Source organism: Salegentibacter chungangensis, from assembly GCF_042678405.1.
GTDB classification, from domain to species: Bacteria; Bacteroidota; Bacteroidia; order Flavobacteriales; family Flavobacteriaceae; genus Salegentibacter_A; species Salegentibacter_A chungangensis.
On record NZ_JBHTLI010000001.1, the window covers coordinates 1044936 to 1065693 of the forward strand.

The 20758-nt window shown below is 43.4% G+C and carries 17 protein-coding genes; 5 read left to right on the top strand and 12 right to left on the bottom strand.

Annotated elements, in window-relative coordinates:
• Positions 1-71 precede the first annotated feature (71 nt).
• Positions 72-1106, top strand: a complete 1035-nt coding sequence (locus tag ACFQ3Q_RS04690) for an App1 family protein (protein ID WP_380743426.1) — start codon at positions 72-74, stop codon at positions 1104-1106.
• 3 nt (positions 1107-1109) lie between these two features.
• Here ACFQ3Q_RS04690 and ACFQ3Q_RS04695 read toward each other — a convergent pair whose 3' ends face one another.
• The gene (locus tag ACFQ3Q_RS04695; RefSeq protein WP_380743427.1) at positions 1110-1781 is read right to left on the bottom strand and encodes a sterol desaturase family protein; all 672 of its coding nucleotides are present in this window, start codon (positions 1779-1781) and stop codon (positions 1110-1112) included.
• Positions 1782-1792: 11 nt separating this feature from the next.
• Entirely contained in the window at positions 1793-2407 is a 615-nt protein-coding gene (locus ACFQ3Q_RS04700) for a deoxynucleoside kinase (RefSeq protein WP_380743430.1), read from the bottom strand.
• Positions 2408-2594: 187 nt separating this feature from the next.
• Between ACFQ3Q_RS04700 and ACFQ3Q_RS04705 the strand changes: the two genes are divergently transcribed.
• A complete protein-coding gene (locus ACFQ3Q_RS04705) occupies positions 2595-3485 on the top strand; it encodes a DUF302 domain-containing protein (protein WP_380743431.1) in 891 nt (296 codons plus the stop codon).
• On the opposite strand, the gene ACFQ3Q_RS04710 is transcribed toward ACFQ3Q_RS04705, so the two are convergent.
• The 10 genes from ACFQ3Q_RS04710 to metK all read right to left on the bottom strand — a co-directional run bounded on the left by ACFQ3Q_RS04710 (position 3471) and on the right by metK (position 16588).
• The gene (locus ACFQ3Q_RS04710) at positions 3471-3857 is read right to left on the bottom strand and encodes a DUF6122 family protein (protein ID WP_380743433.1); all 387 of its coding nucleotides are present in this window, start codon (positions 3855-3857) and stop codon (positions 3471-3473) included. The two genes, ACFQ3Q_RS04705 and ACFQ3Q_RS04710, sit on opposite strands and share 15 nt — an antisense overlap.
• 20 nt (positions 3858-3877) lie before the next feature.
• Positions 3878-4204, bottom strand: coding sequence for a DUF202 domain-containing protein (locus ACFQ3Q_RS04715; RefSeq protein ID WP_380743435.1), 327 nt, complete (start codon positions 4202-4204; stop codon positions 3878-3880).
• 123 nt (positions 4205-4327) lie between these two features.
• A complete protein-coding gene (locus ACFQ3Q_RS04720) occupies positions 4328-6085 on the bottom strand; it encodes an SLC13 family permease (RefSeq protein WP_380743437.1) in 1758 nt (585 codons plus the stop codon).
• A gap of 112 nt (positions 6086-6197) precedes the next feature.
• Positions 6198-8000, bottom strand: coding sequence for an SLC13 family permease (locus tag ACFQ3Q_RS04725; protein WP_380743439.1), 1803 nt, complete (start codon positions 7998-8000; stop codon positions 6198-6200).
• A 28-nt stretch (positions 8001-8028) separates the two neighbouring features.
• Positions 8029-11322: an amidohydrolase family protein gene (locus ACFQ3Q_RS04730; RefSeq protein WP_380743441.1), complete on the bottom strand. Its 3294-nt coding sequence runs from the start codon at positions 11320-11322 to the stop codon at positions 8029-8031.
• 83 nt (positions 11323-11405) lie between these two features.
• Complete coding sequence (locus ACFQ3Q_RS04735) at positions 11406-12344, bottom strand: pyridoxal-phosphate dependent enzyme (protein WP_380743443.1); 939 nt, start codon at positions 12342-12344, stop codon at positions 11406-11408.
• Between the two features lie 63 nt (positions 12345-12407).
• Positions 12408-12857: a universal stress protein gene (locus tag ACFQ3Q_RS04740; RefSeq protein ID WP_380743445.1), complete on the bottom strand. Its 450-nt coding sequence runs from the start codon at positions 12855-12857 to the stop codon at positions 12408-12410.
• An 18-nt stretch (positions 12858-12875) separates the two neighbouring features.
• Positions 12876-13805, bottom strand: coding sequence for a 2-hydroxyacid dehydrogenase (locus ACFQ3Q_RS04745; protein WP_380743447.1), 930 nt, complete (start codon positions 13803-13805; stop codon positions 12876-12878).
• A 29-nt stretch (positions 13806-13834) separates the two neighbouring features.
• On the bottom strand, positions 13835-15199 hold the full coding sequence (locus ACFQ3Q_RS04750) for an acyl-CoA dehydrogenase family protein (RefSeq protein ID WP_380743449.1): 1365 nt from the start codon (positions 15197-15199) through the stop codon (positions 13835-13837).
• A gap of 129 nt (positions 15200-15328) precedes the next feature.
• Positions 15329-16588 (bottom strand): methionine adenosyltransferase, encoded by a 1260-nt coding sequence (metK, locus tag ACFQ3Q_RS04755; RefSeq protein ID WP_380743451.1) that lies wholly within the window; start codon positions 16586-16588, stop codon positions 15329-15331.
• 729 nt (positions 16589-17317) lie between these two features.
• On the opposite strand from metK, the gene ACFQ3Q_RS04760 reads away from it, so the two are divergent.
• From ACFQ3Q_RS04760 to ACFQ3Q_RS04770, 3 genes are read left to right on the top strand one after another with little or no spacing between them, the layout of a single operon-like run.
• On the top strand, positions 17318-18610 hold the full coding sequence (locus ACFQ3Q_RS04760) for an O-acetylhomoserine aminocarboxypropyltransferase/cysteine synthase family protein (RefSeq protein WP_380743453.1): 1293 nt from the start codon (positions 17318-17320) through the stop codon (positions 18608-18610).
• A complete protein-coding gene (locus tag ACFQ3Q_RS04765) occupies positions 18610-19710 on the top strand; it encodes an alpha/beta fold hydrolase (RefSeq protein ID WP_380743455.1) in 1101 nt (366 codons plus the stop codon). The genes ACFQ3Q_RS04760 and ACFQ3Q_RS04765 overlap by 1 nt, the downstream gene beginning before the upstream one ends.
• Positions 19673-20743 (top strand): aspartate kinase, encoded by a 1071-nt coding sequence (locus ACFQ3Q_RS04770; RefSeq protein WP_380743456.1) that lies wholly within the window; start codon positions 19673-19675, stop codon positions 20741-20743. Before ACFQ3Q_RS04765 ends, ACFQ3Q_RS04770 begins: the two co-directional genes overlap by 38 nt.
• Positions 20744-20758: the final 15 nt, after the last annotated feature.

The window sequence follows — 20758 nt, forward strand, 5'->3', positions numbered from 1 at the left end:
ATAAAACCCCTGTAATTCAGCCGGGTCACAAACTAGAAATAGTAACTTGAAAATTGAAACTTCAGCAATAAATGGTCAAACGCTTAAAGAAACTTATAGGGCGCTATCGAAACCTCGAGCAGGTTTTGCTCACTCCATACAGAAGTTACGGCACCTCAAGGCATCTTTACGTAAAAGGGCGGGCCCTGGATAATGAGCCCCTAAAAATAACCGAAGAGCAATCCTTCTTTAAAACCATTAAGAATACTTATAAGCAGTTCGATAGTTTTGAGATTCCGGAAGCAGAGATAAAGCTCGAGATCCCGGGTAAACTTAATTTAAGTCAAGAGACCGATGCCGAAGGTTATTTTCTGTTTAAAGAAAGTACAGATGAAGATCTTTCGGAGCACGCCGATGAAGAAGGCTGGGTGAAGTTCAATCTTTATTACAGAGATGAGTTATGGGAAAGGACGAACCTTCTTAAAGATCCTTTTGTTGGGGAGTTTCTTATCCCGGAAAAGGAAGCGGAATACGGGGTAATAAGTGATATAGATGATACGATACTACATACGGGTGTCACTTCTTTCTTAAAATGGAGACTTCTCAAGAACTCCCTGCTCACCAATGCTTACAATAGAATTCCGCTGAAAGGAGCAGCCGATCTATACAGGAAACTACATTTGGGAAAAAGTGGGAAAAATAAAAATCCTTTCTTTTATTTGAGTAATAGTCCGTGGAATATGTATGAATACCTGAAGCTCTTTCTGGACTATAACGAGTTTCCTAAAGGCCCGGTATTATTGCGCAATTTTATTACTCCTTTCGACCAGGCTTTGAAACCTGAAAAACCTCATAAGCAAAAGGAGATCATCAATATTCTGAAGACTTATCCAGACCTAAAGTTTATCCTTATTGGAGACAGTGGGGAACACGATGCTTCTATTTACACCGATATTGCCGCCCAGTATACTGATCGCATCCTGGCTATTTACCTAAGAAGCGTGAAGCATAAGGGGCGAATGCAAAGGGTTCGCAGCGTAGTCGAAGAATTTGAAACGACTCCGGTCTTTCTTGCAGACTCCTCAAAAGAAGCTGAAGAGCATGCCCGTGAAAATGGGTTTATTTAGGGATTATTTGTGGTCGTCTATACTGGAGCCAGCCTCAGCTCTGTCCTTTACCGGTGATTTTCTCGGCATAGTGCCAAAAACATAGTCCCAAAGCGGTGAAGAAACTCCAAACGCCCTGTCCGGCTCACGGTAATGGTGAATACTGTGATGGTGCCAAAGCACTTTCAGGAAGTTATTCGGAACCTTGAACGCATGTACAGAATAGTGCACTCCAAGATAGGCTGTATAGCCCATAAGGAAGCCCGCCAAAAATCCGAAAGCATAATCTCCCATTACACTGCGGTAGATCACAAAGAAAACGGTGGCCAGAATAAGACTTAAAATTGGAGGCATTGCAAGCCTGTCTTTATCCTTCGGATAATCGTGATGTACCCCGTGCATGGTATAAACGAATTTCTCCCTTTTTGGGTTGGTTACCGGTAAATGATAAAGATGTTTATGCATCAGGTATTCAACCAGGGTAAAAAAGAAGAATCCTCCCAGAAAAAGAAGGATCATACTGGGTACTTCGAATCCTTTCTCAACAATTCCGAAATAAATAAGCACTGCAGATATAATGGTGAATATTGCCAAAGGTGCCGCGATATGTGTATGAGTTAGTTTTTCAAGAATAGGGTTTTTGAAGAGCTGAGCAGAACCCTTATGTTTTGGTCTTTTGTGTTTAGTTGCTTCCATAATGTTTAATTTTAAAACAAACCGTGTAACTCTCCGTCAATTTTGTTAATGATGTTCCCGAGGTCTTCCGGGTTATCTACAAAGTTAATATTATCCACATCAATAATCACAAGATTTCCTTTGTTGTAGCCGTGTATCCAGGCTTCATACCTTTCATTTAACCTGCTTAGATAATCTATAGAGATCGAATTTTCATAATCTCTTCCGCGTTTATGGATCTGGTTCACCAGATTGGGAATACTGCTTCTAAGATAGATAAGAAGGTCGGGGCCTTTAACGACGCTTTCCATAAGATCGAATAAAGACTTATAGTTCTCAAAATCTCTGTTGGTCATTAGGCCCATTGCGTGCAGGTTGGGTGCAAAAATATGCGCATCTTCATAAATGGTCCTGTCCTGAATGATCTTCTTACCGCTCTCTCTTATCTTCAGGATCTGGTGAAACCTGCTGTTTAAAAAATAGATCTGAAGGTTGAAGGACCAACGCTCCATTTTATTGTAAAAATCCTCGAGATACGGATTTTCCAGAACGTCTTCATAATTAGGTTCCCATTTGTAATGATTAGCTAATAGTTTGGTAAGAGTTGTTTTTCCAGCTCCTATATTTCCTGCAATTGCTACGTGCATATTTTTAAATTTATCGGCCGATTGGTTGGATAAGATACATAGATTTTAAAGATGTAAATATACAAGTTTTCGCTAACCGACCTCTTTTGGTTTGCTTTAATTAATAACGTGATCAGAATTTTTTTGTTTCTGAATCTGCCCTTATTTTCTTAACTTATAGTACGCTTTCCAACTAAACAATTCGACTATGAATGTTCTGGCTCTCCTTTTTAGTCTCTGCCTGTTCTGTATTCCAGGGGAATATAAAGCCGATTGTATGCCTGCGGGAAGCAAACTGGTGAAAAGCGATAATGGTTTTGAAGAGACTTATTCTAAAATTATATCCCAGCTTAAGTCTGCTGAAGGAGTTAAAATTATAAGCGAAATAGATCACGCTCAAAATGCAAAACAAGTAGGTCTTGAGCTTTCTTTTTCCAGGCTTATCATCTTCGGAAACCCTGAATTAGGGAGTCCGGCAATGCAGGAACGGCAATTGTTAGGGCTTGATCTTCCGCATAAGATCCTGGTCTTTAAGAGTGAAGAGGGAGAGGTGTTTGTGCTTTATAACAGTATGGAATATTTAAAGACTCGTTATAATCTTAAGAGAAGGAAAGAGTTGAGGCAGATGTGTAGGTTTTTAGAGGAAAGCGTTAAATTGGCAACGAATAGCCGCCCCAAAAGAGGAAATGCTTCAGAGGTATACGGCATTCGGGGTGTGGTTATACGGTCCAGCGCAAAGGACTATAATACAACCTATAATAATCTAAGGAATGCCATTCTTAAGAAAGATGGTTTTCAAATTATGGCCGAAGTCAATCACCAGGAAAATGCCGTGGCTGCCGAAATAGGGTTAAGGGATAGTGGTCTTATTATTTTTGGCAATCCTTTGGGCGGGACAAAACTGATGCAGGAAGATATTTGCATTGGCCTGGACCTCCCAATGAAGATCCTGGTTTGGGAAGATGAAGACGGCATCGTTAAGATATCTTACAACAGACCTGAATTTCTTCAAAAAAGATATGGCCTCGAAGATCACCCGGTTCTGGATAAAATGAGCAAACTCTTTAGCGGGCTGGTAAAAGAATCACTTTCTGAATAAGAACTCTCCATATTTGCTGAGCTCTGAAGCGTAATAGCATTCTTCACATTTAGAGAACATCCATAAACAATCTGTAAGGTCGGTGACCATATGAAAAAGCAATCCTATGGAGATGAGTCTTATAATCTTATGTCTGATTAGCAGGATTCCGAAGAAATAAACACCTATTGCCAATTCTGAATGCAGGGGATGAAAACCAATTCCGCAGCGGTTAGGATCAAATATAGGGTTTGCAAAAATATGATCCAGGTCTACCAGCATTGTTCCCAGGAGAATAAACCAGTTCCTTCTCCAGTTTTTAGGATCGTAGAGCCAGGCTATAAGGCCAATAGCTATAAAATGAAGAAAATAATGAGTAAAGGTTTGCAGCACAGGGGATCTGGGGTGATATATTAATCGTTGTTTTCAGGACGCCTCTTATCTGTCCTCAAAAGCTTGTTGAGCTTACGCAATAACACAAGATATCTTGAAATTCCTATGGTAATGAAAATTACACTTACTACAAGCGAGGAATAACCAATCCACTTTACGGTATCATCATAGGCTTTTAACTGTATTAGGGCCAAACCACCTAAAAGAAGGTATAAAGATGCACGGATATAGGAAAGCAGGGTGCGCTCGTTGGCAAGCTTGGTGCGTTCCAGGGCAAGGTGCTCCCTGATAAGCTCTTCATCTATAATTCTGCTTTTAAATGGGTTGTGTAATTTTACTCGTCTCATATTAAATGGGAATAATATAGGGGTTATAATTGTGCCTGCTATCCAAAGGATAAAGTTAACAGGTGTTCCTAACTTTAAAAAGATATTCAGCTAATAATTTATAAGCATAGGTCTGTTAGTGGTTTAACGTAAAGGCCAGATAATGGGAACAAGCAGGAGAATTATAATCAATAATATAAGGGTAAGGGGTAAACCGGCCTTTAGAAAATCTATGAATTTATATCTTCCGGGAGCATACACCAGGATACAGGATGGTTCAAATGGTGTAATTAAGGAGACCGAAGCGCCAAGCATTATGGCAATGGCAAAACTCCGGGGATCAGCATTCAGTAATTCGGCGGTTTCCAGGGCAATTGGTAATACCACCAATGCTGCAGCAGCATTAGACATTGGCTGGGTGAGCAGGATCACCAGGATAACGAATCCGGCAAGGATATACATTTCGCCGAAATCGCCCAAAAGGTTCATAATGTTCTCTGCCAGAAAGTTTGAGGCTCCGGAATTTTCCATAGCTGTTCCAAAGGCACTCATCCCTCCTATGAGGATTAGAAGTTTCCAGTTCATCAATTCATAGGCCCGCTCTACATTAATGGCCCCACTAACCACGGTAAGTAATGCAGCGGTTAAAAATGCGATGGAGAGCGGGACTATTTGCAGGGACCCAAGGATAACCGCCAGAAGGAATATCGATGCTGCAAAAACGCCCTTCCGCTCTTTGAACATATTCACCCGGTAATCCCCAAGAATAGAGAAATCTTTAGAATTACGAACGGCTTCTACAGATTCTTCGGTTCCCTGAACCAGCAAGACATCTCCAATACGAAAGCGAACATTCCCGATCTTCTCAGAAACCTTACCTCCCAGCCGGTGTATCCCGAGTACCACAAGGTTATAGTTTTGGCGGAATTTTACTTCCTTGAGGGTTTTGTCCAGAAGTTTTGAGCTGGGTATTATAAGTAACTCCAGTAAGGTTACCTGGTCGCTCTGTAGCTCGCTGCGTGAAATCATATCTGCCAGGACCTCGATTCCTGCAGATTCCTTTATCCTGATGAGGTCGTTAATTTGGCATTCAATAAGTAAGATGTCATTTTTTTCAAGAAGCGTATGCTGGTTCGGGATGATTTCCTTCTTAGCTCTTATGATCTTAAAGATCTTTATGTCCAGCTTTGAGAGGTCTGAGGTAAATGCCCTTTGCCCTACCAGGTCGGAATCCTGCGGGATGATTATTTCAGAAAGGTACTGCTTGAAGTTATATTCTTTATCTATGCTGGCCCCCGAATAGTTCGGAAGGATCTTGTTCCCAAAAACCAGCAGAAAGATAAAGCCTGTTCCGAATAAGATAAGCCCGATCCAGAAAATTTCGAAAAACGTGAGCGGTTCCAGTCCTGCGCTTTCAATATAACCACTTACCGCCACATTCGTAGAGGTGCCTATAAGCGTGCAAGTGCCGCCCAAAATAGAAGCATAAGCTACCGGAATCAGTACCTTTGAAGGACTTATTCCCAGTTTTCTGCTTATTCCCACTACAGGACCGGTGACCAGGGCGGTAACGGTGGTATTGTTCATAAAAGCTGAAAGTGCTCCGGTGATGAACATCGTATAACCTATAAAGATGGTCTTACTTCTGATGCTTTTGATCATTCTTGAGCCCAGTTTATTGAGTAAACCTGTTTCCGAAAGCGCTCCGGAGATCACAAAAATGGAAGCAAGGATAATGATGAAATCATTGCTGAAACCTTCGAAGGCTTCACGTGGCGTGATAATACCGCTAAGTGCAAGGATAACAAGCAGCCCAATAGTAACTACGTCTACCGAAAATTTTTCGGAAGCGAATAAAATAATGGCCAGCACCAACAGCGATATTACCACGATTATTTCCATAAGGAACATCAATTAGATCTGTTAAATATAGGCAAAATGCCGGTTGAGTTAAAAGGAATGAAAAGTGAGCCTCAGAACTATTCAACCGACTCCAAATTTTAAATATGGGCGACTAGAACGGGAAAAATATGGGGATTATGAATGAGGCTGCCAGCCAAATGATAAAATTAAGAGGGGTCCCGAATTTTAAAAAATCCCTGAACCGGTAATTTCCGGGAGCATAGACCATAGTGTTCACAGGATAGCTAACCGGGGTCATAAAGGTAAGTGAGCAGGCAAACATGACACCTATAAGAAATGGCTTTTCGCTTACCTGCATTGCTGATGCCAGGCTGATAACAATAGGCGTCATAAGAGCTGCTGAAGCTTTGCTCGACAACACGTTTGTGGACAGGAATGTGAGAAGGAAGATCAAGCTCAGGGTAATACGGGGGTCAAGGGAACCCATATTTTCAAAAATAAATTGTGAAATTATATCGGAACCCCCGGTTTTTTCCAGGGCCTTTCCCATAGATAGCACTCCCGCCATCATAAAGATCACCTTCCATTCAATAGCTTTATAAGCTTCTTTGGGCTTGAGGATAGTCGTGGTGACTAGTAATAAACTTCCCACCATAGCGCTTATGAGGATAGAGGTGATATTAAAGGCTGCAGCAAGAACTACTCCTGCAGTGATCAGTAAGGCCGGGATAGCCTTCTTGTAATCCAGTTTTTTACCCTGGTACTCAGAAAGTGTTACTACCAGTTTTCTGGAGTTAAGAGTGGAAATTGCTCTTTCTGAAGCGTAAAGCAGCATCATATCCCCTTCCCTTAAAATGGTATGAGCAACATCCTGAGTGATGGTCTCTTTTCTATGCCTTATAGCCAGTACCGAAGCGTAATAGGTATTTCTGAAATTTAACTGCTGTAAAGATTTTTCAGCAATGTTAGAACCATAGGGGATCATTACCTCATAAATCATTTTCTCATCTTTTGTGGACTTCTTCTCCTTTCCGCCTTCCTGCTCTTCGGTAACGTCAATTACGTTTTCATCGCCTATTAAAAGGTAAGTTGAACTCGCTTTGAGCTTAGCCAGGCTTTGCGGGTCTATTAAGATCTTGATAAGATCATCCCCCCTAAGCACGGTCTCCCCATTGATCTCATAAACCCGGTGATGTTTTCTTTTAATGCTAAGGATCTGTGCTTTATAGCTGTTCGCCAGTTTGGACTTCTGTATTATTTTATCCACATCATCTCCGGTTGGTAGTAACTGGATCTCGGCCATATATTTTTCGGCTTCTTTTTTGAAACCGGCTTCGTAAGTAGACCTTCGTTTGGGAAGCAAAATTGGTCCCACAATAATGATATAGCTCAGGCCGATGGCCATCAGGCAGATCGCCGGAAGGGAAAAATCGAACATCCCGAATGGTTCCAGGCCGCTTTGCTGCGCATAACCGCTAACCAGCAGGTTGGTGGAGGTCCCTATAAGCGTGCAGGTGCCGCCGAAAAGGGCCGAAAAGGAAATGGGGATGAGTAATCTTGCCGGGCTTATCCCGGTTTCCCGGCATACCACCAGGGCCATAGGGATAAGAATGGCAACCACCGCCGAGTCATTAATAAAGGCCGAAAATACAGCTGCCGTGGCACAAAAGGTCATCAGGGCGAAAATGTAATTTATCTTGGCGATCCTGATGATCTTGCTGCTAAGCCCGTCTATGATCCCCGATTTAAATATGCCTGCACTAACCACGAACATACACCCCAGAGTTATGGTCGCAGGGTGGTTAAACCCGGAGAATCCTTCCTCCGGGCTTAAGACTCCTGACACTATAAATAGTGCCATAATGATAATTGAAGTGGTGTCTATGGAGAAATAATCGCGAATAAATAAGATTATCCCGATGAAGATAATGGCAACTGTAATATATAGTTCCATAGTCCACAGTTATGAAGCTTTGCTCTCCCTAGTGCCCGAAATCACGGCAAATACAGCCCGGAAGTGTAAAACTTTCGGAGCTTTCGTGCCAGGGGAACGCTGCGTTATAGCGATTGTTTTCCCAGTAAAATTTACCTCTTTTTTCGGGATTATTCCCAATTTTGTTCATAGTTTCCGAATCATAAAGTTTTCCGTTCACCATGGTGTAGATGATACTCTCAGAATTTCTGATGTCTTCCAAGGGGTTCTCATTCAGTACGATAAGGTCTGCCAGTTTTCCTTCTTCCAGTGATCCGATCTCTTTCTGCATGCCTAAATATTCGGCTCCGTTAATGGTGGCTGCCTGAAGCGCTTCCATATTCGTCATACCGCCCATCTGTAGAAGCCAAAGCTCCCAGTGGGCGCCCAGGCCCTGTAATTGGCCGTGAGCTCCAAGGTTCACTTTTACGCCTGCATCGGTCAGCTTTTTTGCTGTTTCAGAAACCAGGATAGGACCGTTCTCATATTCTTCTTCCGGAAGCTTTGTACGGTGCCTTGCTCTGGAATCCACCAAATGCCTTGGAGTAAAATTCAGTAATTTCTCATTCTCCCAGACATTGGTCTTGTCATACCAGTAATACTCGCCGTTAATCCCTCCGTAATTTACTATAAGGGTGGGAGTATAACCGGTGTTGCTGTTACTCCACAAGGTCCTTACATCTTTATAGACCGGTGCAACGGGAATGTTATGTTCTATCCCGGTGTGTCCGTCAACGATCATATTCATATTGTGGAAAAAGGTACTTCCTCCTTCTGGCACCACATTCATGTCAAGCTCGCGTGCCGCCTGAAGTATTTGCTGGCGTTGTTCCCTTCGCGGCTGGTTATAGCTTTTTACAGAAAATGCTCCAAAAGCCTTGGTTCTTCTTAAAGCCGATCGGGCATCGTCCAGATCGTTGATCACCGCCTTGAAGTCTCCTTCGGCACCATACAGGATAATCCCGGTGGAATACAGTCGTGGCCCGGCCATTTCCCCGCTTTTAATAAGTTCAGAAATGCCAAAAACAGTCTCGCTTAAAGCGGAAGGATCGTGGGCCGTGGTTACTCCAAAGGCCAGGTTGGCATAGGAAGGCCAGTGCTTTTTGGGAGTAAGGCCATATCTGAAGGCCCCTACGTGAGCGTGTACATCAATGATCCCTGGCATTATGGTTTTCCCTTTAACATCATAAACCTTTGCATTCGAAGGGACTTTTACTTCTGAAGCAGGACCGATCTGCACGATCTTATTTTCCCTGACCAGGACCGTTCCGCTTTCGATCACCTCCTGATTTTTATTCATTGTGATGATTCGGGCGTTGGTAAAAGCGATCTGGCCCTCTGGAACATCGGTCTTTACCTTTAATCCTATTTTTGTCCCTTCTTCGGTGACCGGAGGAATTGAATCCGGAGAATTTTTAAGGAAGGTGAATCTTTCAGAAACTTTATTGGTGAAATACTCATCTCCAAGGGTCCAGTGCACTTTTTTGCTGTCATTGGACCAATGAAGGTTGATCCCTGCATCTTTGGTAATCTGGCTTACGGGAACTGCTTTGGTCTTGGCGTCAAGATCTACAGGCTGTCCGGTCATCACCAATGGCGCCAGATATGCTTTATGAAGATTGGAGAAAACAATCCATTTATTATCCGGACTTGGCAGTAACCGGTTAGCATATTTGGACTTTATATGAGTTCTTTCCTCGAGCCCGTTAAGATTTACACTTTTAAGTTCCTTGGTGAGTTCGCCAAAGAAATAACCGCCGGTCTGGAAAAATATTCTGCTGTCATCTACATTAAATATCGGGAAGTCTCCTTCTTTCAGGATCCTTTTCATATTTTCTCCTTCCCAAGACATCAGGTAAACTCCCGGTTCTTTGGTGAAGGTACGGCCCTGGTCGCTGTTCCCTCTTTCTTTGGAGAACACGATCATTTTACCGTTGTTGGAATAAGAAGGGTTTCTGTATATCCCTTTTTCGGTGGTAAGTACTTCTGGTTTTCCGCCGGAAAGCGAAACTCTTTTGATGGTTCCAAGCTCTTCATCGTCCCAGCTTACATAAACGATCTCTTTTCCGTCAGGGGAGAAGTCAGGTTCAAATTCAAAATTTTCTTCCTCGCTTATCCTGTGTGGTTTTCCGTCAGGAAGTTTCTTTTTCCAAAGATACCCCACCGCATTAAAAACAAGGGTTTTCCCATCGGGTGAAGTTACCGCATGCCTGATCACTTTCGGGTTGAATTCTTCTGAAAATACTTTGTGGTCTGAAGCCACGGTTTCAGCAATTTTGATATTTGTATCTACCTGGAAAGGGATCTCGCTGGTTTCAGAGGTCTTTATATTCACCTTTTTGATCTTTCCTTCACTCCAGAAAACGATCTCCTCGTTGTTCGGCATCCAGCTGAAATTGGGGTATACGCCGAAAATTGCCCAGGCTTCCTGCTGGTCCTTGCTAAGATCGTCATACACCGGCCATTCTTCCCCGGTTTTAAGGTCCTGGATAAAAAGCACCGATTTTGTTCTTACCCTTCTTACAAAGGCAAGCAGTTTTCCGTCTCTGGAAACCTGGGGCCTGGCCGCACCTCCCGGTCCTCCGGTAATGGTGATATTCTCCCCGGTTTCAAAATCGTAGCGCTTAATAACATATATCTGTTTGTTCGGGTCCTTGTTATACTGAAAGTTTCCTCCCGGATACATATCTTCACTGTAGTAAAGATATTTTCCATCAGGCGAAGCAGAAGGCTCATTTACATCCTGCTGATCGTTCTTTCTCTCGGTAAGTTGCAGGCCGCCATTTCCGGCAATATGGTATTGCCACATTTCCCCGGCGCCTAAAGAGCGGGTAGAGGAGAAATGTTTTCTGGCGATTATGGAATTTCCGTCAGCGGTCCATACGGCATTGTTCAGCAGCCGGAAATCTTCTTCGGTGAGCTGCTTTGCATTGCTGCCATCGGCATCCATAGTCCATATGTTATCTCCACCCCCGGCATCACTGGTAAAGGAGATCTTTGAGCCATCCGGGCTGAATCTTGGTTGCAGCTCATAGGCCATCCCTGTTCTTAAAGCAGTTGCTTTCCCGCCTGAAACAGGCATTTTATAAATGTCTCCTAAAAGATCGAAAACAATGGTCTTCCCATCCGGACTAACGTCCAGGTTCATCCAGGTGCCTTCATCTGTCTTTAAAGGAACTTCCTTTATGTTCCAGTCTTCGGGATATGGATTGGAAACGTTCCATTTGTTTTCTTTTTTTTCCTGTGAGAACAGGCTTGAGGTTAGTAACAGCAGAATTAACGCAGGTAAAGAATTCTTAAGCATCTTGTTATTTTTTAATAAGATGCTAAATATACGGCTTCTGGAATTCTGAAAAAATTAAACCGCAGGGGGCGAAATGTAAGGGTCTAAAAAGGAAGGTTCCGGAGGTCTACGTTCCCGCCGGAAATGATGATTCCCGTCTTCTTCCCTTTGAATTTTTCCTTTTCTCTAAGCACGGCAGCAAGAGCAACGGCGCTGGACGGCTCTACGATGATCTTCATTCTTTCCCAGATGAGCTTCATCGCTTGTTTGATCTCAGATTCTTCAACCCTGATGATTTCCTGAACCAGTTCCTGTATTAAGGGAAAGTTCTTATCTCCAAGCTGGGTCTTAAGACCATCGGCAATGGTATTGGTCGAGGTGTTTGTTTCGATCTTTCCGTTTTTTAAGGACCTGTAGGCATCGTCCGCTTCAAAGGGTTCAGCACCTATAGATTTACATTTTATTCCAAAATGTTTTATAGCGAGGGCTGTTCCGGCAAGCAGTCCGCCACCGCCAACGGGTGTGATAATATATTCAAGTTCAGGTTGTTCTTCCAGCAATTCTATGGCGGCTGTTCCCTGGCCGTAGATCACATCCAGGTCGTTGGAAGGATGCAGGAAAGTAGCTCCGGTCTCCTCCATGATTTTTTTAGCAGTATCCTCCCGATCTTTTAGGTTTGGCGGGCATTCTGTGATCTTCCCCCCGTAGGTTCTTACAGCCGCTTTTTTAACCTCGGGAGCTGAAGAGGGCATAACTATATAGGCGGGAACACCTAAACTTTTTGCAGCAAGGGAGATGGCCTGGGCAAAATTACCTGAGGAATGGGTTACCACTCCTTTTCTTTGTTTGTCTTTACTGAGATTTAATATGGCATTGGCAGCGCCCCGCATTTTAAATGCTCCCATTCTCTGGAAATTCTCACATTTAAAATATAAATCGCTTCCGGAAATTTCATTAATCAGGTGAGAGGTAAGCACCGGGGTGCGGTGTATATGTGGAAGAATGCGCTGGTGAACCTGTTCCAGCTCTTGTCTGGTGATCATAAGTTATCCTGGTTTTCCGGGTTTGTTCAGAAAACCAAGATAACAACAATCTTTGAAATGTGATCAGTCTTCTTCTATGGGAACGGTAAGCATAGGAAAGCTGGATTTTTTCAAGATCTCCAGTGATACACTTTCTCCTAATAAGTTGTGGAGAAAACTGTGTTTATGAGTTCCCAAAACCAGCAGGTCACAATTTAATTTTTCGGCCTCTTCCATCACGGTGTCAACCGTAGACCCCTGTATCAATAAGGCTTCGCTTGGAATGCTTTTATCGATAAAGGTTTCGGTAAGCGATTGCAGGGTTCGGTGCTCCTCCTGGAACTCTTCAGCCTTCATATCCCTTATGTACTGAGGGCCGGGCTCGTAACCTACGAAATCCGGTTCCGGCTCGGCCACGTGCACGATCCAGATCTTCGATCCGTATTTTTCGGCAATACTTTCGGCATAGCCCAACAGATCGCCTACAGCATCATTGAAATCTATGGCTACCAGAATATTATTGATCTCTTTCATAATTAAAGTGTTTGGTGCTTAGTATCCTTTTTCGCGCTCCACAACATTCTTGAGGGATTCATTTTCCTTCATTCTTTCATAGTTCTCAACGATCTGGGGTACAACAGACTCTGCTTTGGTCATACTGGCAATATGTGGAGTAACTTTTATTCTTGGATGCTCCCAAAAAGGATGATCTTCCTTTAAAGGCTCCTCTCTGAAAACATCTAAAGCCGCCCCGGAGAGATGCCCGCTGTCTATCATTTCCAGCAGGTCGTGTTCCACCAGATGCTCACCGCGGGCAACATTGATGATATATGCGCCTTTGGGTAACTTTTCAAAGATATCCTTGTCCAGGATGTTTTCGGTCTCCGGAGTAAGAGGAAGAAGACATACAAGGATCATCGTCTCTTCCAGGAACTCTGCAAGTCCTTCTTCACCGTGGTAAGTATCTATTCCTTCGATCTCTTTTTCAGATCTGGCCCAGCCTTTTACAGGGAAACCATTTTTTGCAAGGCGTTTACCAACGGCGGTACCCATAACGCCCATACCCATAATTCCGATTTTTACATCTTCAATTCTGTGATAGCTAACAGGATTCCATTTCTTCTCAGACTCCTGCTCTTTGTATAATGAAAGGTCCCTGATCCTGTCCATAACCTGGGCCATTACAAAAACGCTCATATCTTCGGTGAGTCTGTCGTCAATAACCCTTGTAATAGTGATATCTTCCGGAATTTCGGAATCACTGGTGATATGATCTACCCCGGCTCCCATAGAGGCGATCACCTTCAGGTTGGGATAATTCTTAAATAATCCGCGGGGATGGTTCCAGGCTAATGCAAATTCTACTTCTTCTTTATCGTGCTCTTCGGGATACGTATAAATATTCAATCCCGGATGATGATTTTCCAGTGCCTTGATCCAGGCTTTCGGGTCTCTGCCCGGACTTACAATTAAAAATGACATTACTTTTTTATATGATTTTAAATTATTAATTAGCTCACAAATGCACTGTAGCCTGTGATCGCCCGGCCTACAATGAGTGAGTTGATCTCTTTTGTTCCTTCGTAACTATATATGGCCTCGGCATCTGCAACAAAGCGGGCCACATCATACTCCAATAAAATTCCATTACCGCCCATTACTTCTCTTGCACGGCTTACCACATCACGCATTCGCATGCTGCAGTAAACCTTGGCCAGAGAGGCGTGTTCGTCTGTTAGTTCACCCTGATCCTGTAATTCCGACAGCCGGAATACAAGGGTTTGCATCGCAGTAAGGTTGGAAAGCATTTCTACCAGGTGATTCTGAATAAGCTGGTAGGAGGCAATTGGCCTTCCGAACTGCTCCCTTTTTCTGGTGTATTTTAATGCGCTTTCGTAGGCTCCCCTGGCGCAACCAACGGCCTGCCAGGCCACTCCTGCACGGGTCATTCGTAATACATTGGCTGTATCTTTAAATGAATTGGCTTTCTGCAACCTGTCGTGCTCCGGGACTTTGCAGTCGGTAAGGGTGATAAGCGCATTTTGAACGATCCTAAGCGCCATCTTATCTCTCATCTTTTCGGCTTTAAAGCCCGGGTTTTCTTTCCTTACAAGGAAACCCTTAACCTTATTGGTTTTTTCGTCCCTGGCCCAGATAACGGTCACATCCGAAAAAGTGGCATTTCCTATCCATTTCTTCTGTCCGTTCAGAACCCAGTTTTCTCCATCAAACCTGCAAGTGGTTTCCAAACCGCCGGCCACACCCGAACCCACATTGGGTTCTGTAAGACCGAAGGCGCCTATCTTTTCAAGCTTCTGCATTTTGGGTAGCCATTCCTGTTTCTGCTCATCGCTGCCGCACAAATAGATTGATCCCATAGCAAGCCCGCTGTGTACCCCAAAAAATGTAGAGATGGAAACATCTACCCGTGCGATCTCTTGGGCAATGATTCCCTCCATTAAAAAGGGTAGGTTGGGGCAGCCGTAGCCTTCATAAGGTACCCCGGCAATATTCAGCTTTTTGAACTTCTCTATGATCTCGAAGGGGAATTTAGCCCTGTTCCAGTGGTCATTCACGATAGGACGCACTTCATCTTCCATAAAGTTGCGCACCTTAAGCTGAAGTTCCCTTTGTTCTTCGGTTAATTTGAGATCGAGATTGTAAAAATCGCCGTCAATAGGCGGGAGGTCACTTTGACCTTTTCGGCGTTTTGTTTTTAACATTTTCATCAATCCTTTCAATTGACGGTCGTCTAACTTGCCTAAAGTCTCCATTGCTTCCGCGAGGTCGATTTTTTTATTGATTTTAGCCAGTTGATCCATATCAACAGACTTCAAAAGGTTGAAAGTGTTCCTAACTTTTTTAAAAACCGACATTTGGAAAATTATTGGTGATATTTAAAATTAGGAATTAAAAGGGCGCCAAGTTGTTAAAGCTTTGCGAAGAAAAGCCCAAAAAATAAGCCGCTATTAAAGCGGCTTATAAATAGTTTATGTTGTGGAAATTTAATCCAGATTAAAAGCTTCCTTGACCTTGTCTACATAATCCAGTTTTTCCCAGGTGAAAAGCTCAACTTCTTTTTTCACTTCTCCTGAATAAGGACTTTTAAAGATCTTGGTTACCGTTTTTGGTTCTTTTCCCATATGCCCGTAAGCAGCGGTTTCTCTGTAGATAGGACTTCTTAACTTCAATCGATCCTCAATTGCAGCAGGTCTCATATCGAAGATCTCGGCCACTTTTTTAGCGATCTCCCCATTGCTCATATCTACCTTGGATTTTCCGTAGGTATCCACAAAGATCGAGGTGGGCTCAACCACACCTATTGCATAGGAAACCTGAACAAGAACTTCATCTGAAACTCCCGCAGCAACAAGGTTCTTAGCGATATGTCTTGAAGCATAAGCCGCAGAACGGTCTACCTTACTTGGGTCTTTTCCTGAAAATGCTCCTCCTCCGTGAGCTCCTTTCCCGCCATAGGTGTCAACGATGATCTTACGGCCGGTAAGCCCCGCGTCTCCGTGGGGACCTCCGATCACAAATTTCCCTGTCGGGTTAATATGATATTTTATGTCATCGTTAAAAAGCTTCTGAACATATTCAGGTAATTGTTCTTTCACCCTTGGGATTAGGATCTCGATGATGTCTTTCTTGATCTTTTTTAGCATTTTCTCATCATCGGCGTCAAAATCGTCGTGCTGTGTAGAAAGTACAATGGAAACTATGCGTTGCGGAACATTATCGTCACTATATTCAATAGTAACCTGGCTTTTGGAGTCCGGTCTGAGATAGGTGATCTCTGAATTCTCTCTTCGCAGCTTAGCAAGTTCAATAAGCATCTTGTGAGAGATGTCCAGGGCAAGAGGCATATAGTTAGAGGTTTCGTTGGTCGCGTAACCAAACATCATTCCCTGGTCTCCGGCTCCCTGCTCCTCTTTATTTCCACGGTCCACACCCTGGTAAATATCCTGGGACTGTTCGTGGATAAGGGAGATCACTCCGCAGGAATCTCCACTGAATTTATACGCTCCTTTAGTGTACCCAATATCATTGATCACATCACGGGCAATATTCTGTACATCAAGATAAGTATCGCTTCTTACCTCTCCGGCAAGAACAACCTGGCCTGTGGTAACAAGGGTTTCACAAGCAACTTTGGAATTCTCATCGAATGCCAGAAAATTATCCAGTAAAGTATCGCTGATCTGATCAGCAATTTTATCGGGGTGTCCTTCAGAAACACTTTCTGAAGTAAATAAATACGCCATATCTTTAATTTTATGTTTTAAAGAAAGGGAGATTTTTGACGTGAGAAGCTGAATACAGAAGTATAATTACTGCTTTAGCATTTTAAATATGCCGGGGCATATTTTAGGGTTGCAATCAGTCAAATCTGTCCCTGTAAATAATTCGGATACAAATGTATAAAAATTGTCGGGATGCAAACACTCTTTAACTTCTTTTTATAGGATTGGCATTTTTTCGTAATTCACTAAAAAAAGAAGTTTATTTTCCGATATCCGTAAAAATGAATTTTCGGTTTGGATTTTAAAAAATTCTGATGTTATCTTTGTAAACGCTTAATAACGAAAAATGTACCAGTTTGTTTGCAATATGATGTGTATGATGTGGAAACCTTCCGCAGCGCGTTCTATTGCATAAACTTGAAACCATAATTTTGCAAAAAGCCGCTGCCAACCGCAGCGGCTTTTTTTGTTCAGAAAAGAAAATACACCTGCTTGTTACAGGAAAAAATATAAGATTGAAAAAGAAGAATTAAATCAATTATCAAAATGAAACTCTTTAAGGCAATACAAAAAATGATGATGTGCGCTATGATGTGTATGTGTATGCAGCACATGCGATGCTATTGCCGGAATTTGCGGATTTAGAACAAAGTTTGTTTAGAGTTCAATTCGAAGTCCCCTTGGTAATAGCTACTAAGGGGGCTTTTTTATTTCAGAAAAACGAAAAACAAATTTTAAAATATTTCAATTATGAGTACTCAAAAATTCGCAACCAACGCCCTGCATGCAGGACATGATGTAACCGCTAACGGAGGAACCAGAGCGGTGCCTATCTATCAATCTACTTCTTATGTGTTTAATAATGCCGATCACGCCGCCGATCTGTTTTCCCTGGCTGAGCCCGGTTTTATTTACACCCGTATCAATAACCCAACAAACGATATTCTTGAACAGCGCCTTGCTGCTCTTGAAGGAGGGATCGCTGCCGTGGTCACCGCTTCAGGAACCGCTGCCACCAATACGGCCCTGCTTAGCCTGCTTAAGGCGGGAGATCATATTGTGGCTTCCAACAGTCTTTACGGAGGCACTTACAATTTGCTTAGTGTTACCCTGCCAAGGCTGGGGATCACTACCACCTTTGTGGATCCCTCAAATCCAGAGAATTTTAAAAAAGCAGCAAAGGAAAACACCCGGGCTTTTTTTGTGGAATCCCTGGGGAATCCAAAACTCGATGTTCTGGATCTTGAAGCGATCTCTGCGGAAGCCAAAGCTTTTAAAGTTCCCTTTATTGTTGATAATACGGTGGCTACACCATATCTCCTCAATCCGATAGAATATGGGGCAGATATCGTGATCCATTCCCTTACCAAATACATAAACGGGAATGGAACTGCCCTTGGGGGAGTGATCATAGATGCCGGAAAATTTGACTGGGCCAACGGGAAGTTCCCTGAATTTACCGAACCCTCACCTGGTTATCACGGGCTTGTTTATCACGAAGCGCTTGAGGAGGCGGCCTTTATTGCAAAGGTGAGAATTGAAGGTCTTCGCGATCACGGTGCAGCGCTGAGCCCCTTCAATGCATTTCAGATCCTTCAGGGACTTGAAACTTTAAAGCTGAGGATCAGGCAACACAGTGAGAATGCCCTGGAGCTTGCAAAATGGCTGCAGCAGCAGGAAGAAGTCAAATGGGTGAACTACCCCGGGCTTGAAGACAATAAATTCTATAAACTGGCCCAAAAATACCTGCCCGAGGGGCAGAGCGGTATTGTAACCTTTGGAGTAGAAGGAGGATATGAATCTGCGAAGGTGGTTGCCGATGAGACCAAAGTCTTCTCTCTTCTGGCCAATATTGGCGATACCAAATCCCTTATCATCCATCCTGCGAGTACCACCCATCAGCAACTGGATGAAAAAGCCCAGGCTTCAACGGGGGTTACTCAGGACCTGATAAGACTTTCAGTAGGACTGGAGGATGTGGATGACCTGAAGGCCGATCTTAAGGAAGCCCTGAGTAAGATCAGAAAAAAAGCACTTGTTTAATGTTAGTTGTTGATAGAAAGGCCGGGGGAAAGACCGGTGCTTCCAGACTTTTCCCTTTCCGCCTTTCAGATAAAAGAAATAAACAGATGCTTAAGGAAATTTGTATACCGAATTTTAAGAATCAGGCCGGCAGCGTTCAGGATATTCACCTGAGTTTTCAGGTCTTTGGAAAGAAGCTCACCGAGGCACCCATAGTGCTGGTAAACCACGCCCTCACCGGGAATTCTCAGGTCACAGGGAAGCTGGGCTGGTGGAATAAGATCATTGGTTCAGAAAAAACCATCGATACCGATAAATTTTCGGTGCTGGCGTTCAATATACCCGGGAACGGCTTTAACGGAAAGCCCGGTCATCTTATTCATAATTACAGAGAATTCAGCCTTAGGGATATGGCAAGGATCCAGGCTCTTGCTCTTCAGCAGTTGAAAATAGAAAGACTTTTCGCAGTGATTGGCGGGAGTATTGGGGGCGCGCTTGCCTGGGAACTGGCTGCCTTGGAACCCAACCTTGCTGAAAACATCATCCCGATCGCTACCGATTTTAAAGCTACCGACTGGGTGCTGGCCAACTGCAGGGTACAGGAACAAATTCTTAATAACAGTAAAGAACCGGTGAAAGATGCGAGGATGCACGCGATGACCTTTTACCGGACGCCCCAATCCCTGGCTAAAAAGTTCAATCGTGAAAAAGAACACGGAAGTGCTTCTTATAAGGTGGAAGGCTGGCTGAAATATCACGGCGATCAGCTCGATGACCGGTTCCGGCTTGCTTCTTATAAGCTGATGAATCATCTGCTCACTACAATAGATATTAGTAACGGAAGTGGAAATTACCTGGAAGCGGCAAGAAGGATCGAAGGGAATATTCATCTGGTCACTGTAGATTCCGATTGGTTCTTTCTGGCCGAGGATAACTGGGATACCTATCTAAACCTTTCGCTTGTAAAGAGCAATATCACGATAAGTGAGATCAGGTCCATTCACGGGCACGATGCCTTTCTTATAGAAAGCGCTCAGCTTAGGAAATTTTTGAAACCCATCTTTAATATAAAGCCTCTTAAAAATGAAAAAGATAAATCTCATCTTGTTTGGAATAGGTAACGTAGGTGCAACTCTCTTAGATCAGCTTCTGGAGGCCAGGGAAGCCTGGAAAGCCGAAGGAATTCTTCTTAGTATTCCTGTAATAGCTGGATCTGAAAAGGTATTGTTTACTAAAGAAGACCTGCCGGCAGACTGGCGTGAGGAATTCCGGGAAAAAGCACAGGACTACAATATTGGGAGTATCCTGAAATTCGTCTCTGAAAAAGGTTTTCAAAATTTAATAGCCATCGATGCCACTGCCAGCAGCGAATTTGTAGAAAATTATATTGAACTGGTGAGAAGCGGATTTCATCTTGTGGCCGCCAATAAGATAGCAAACTCCCTCTCCGCAGAATTTTATGCGGAACTCAGAAAGGAGCTTAAGAGCAATAATAAACACTTTTTGTATGAGACCAATGTGGGAGCTGGTCTCCCGGTGCTCGAGACCCTTCGGAACCTTCATCTTTCGGGAGAAAAGGTGAACAGGGTGCGGGGTGTTTTTTCCGGATCCCTGAGCTTTATTTTCAACAGGTTTTCAGAAAGCGATAAAAGTTTTTCGGAGGTATTGAAGGAGGCCGGAGAATTTGGGTTTACGGAACCTGACGCCCGTGAGGATCTTTCCGGAAAAGATGTAGGTAGAAAATTACTGATCCTGGCAAGAGAACTTCGGTTACAAAAGGAGTTTTCGGAAGTCGATATTCAGTCTCTTATACCGGAAAATCTCGGCGAAAATACTTCCGAAGAAGAGTTCAGGAGAAGAATTCCTGAACTGGATGAGATCTTTCAAAACCATAAAAAGACACAAAATAAGAATTCCGTGCTTAGGTATATCGGCGAGTTGTCGGTTGAGGATGCGCACCTGGAAACCAGGCTTGTTTCTACACCCGAAGATTCTCCACTGGGGCAATTGCGGGGTGCAGATAATGTGATCGAGATCTATACCGATTCCTACAATGAGTATCCACTAGTGATAAGAGGAGCCGGTGCAGGAGCTGCCGTGACGGCCAGAGGGCTTGTTACCGATGTTTTGAAATTATCTGAAAGACTGAATTAACCTTTAAAAGTAAAG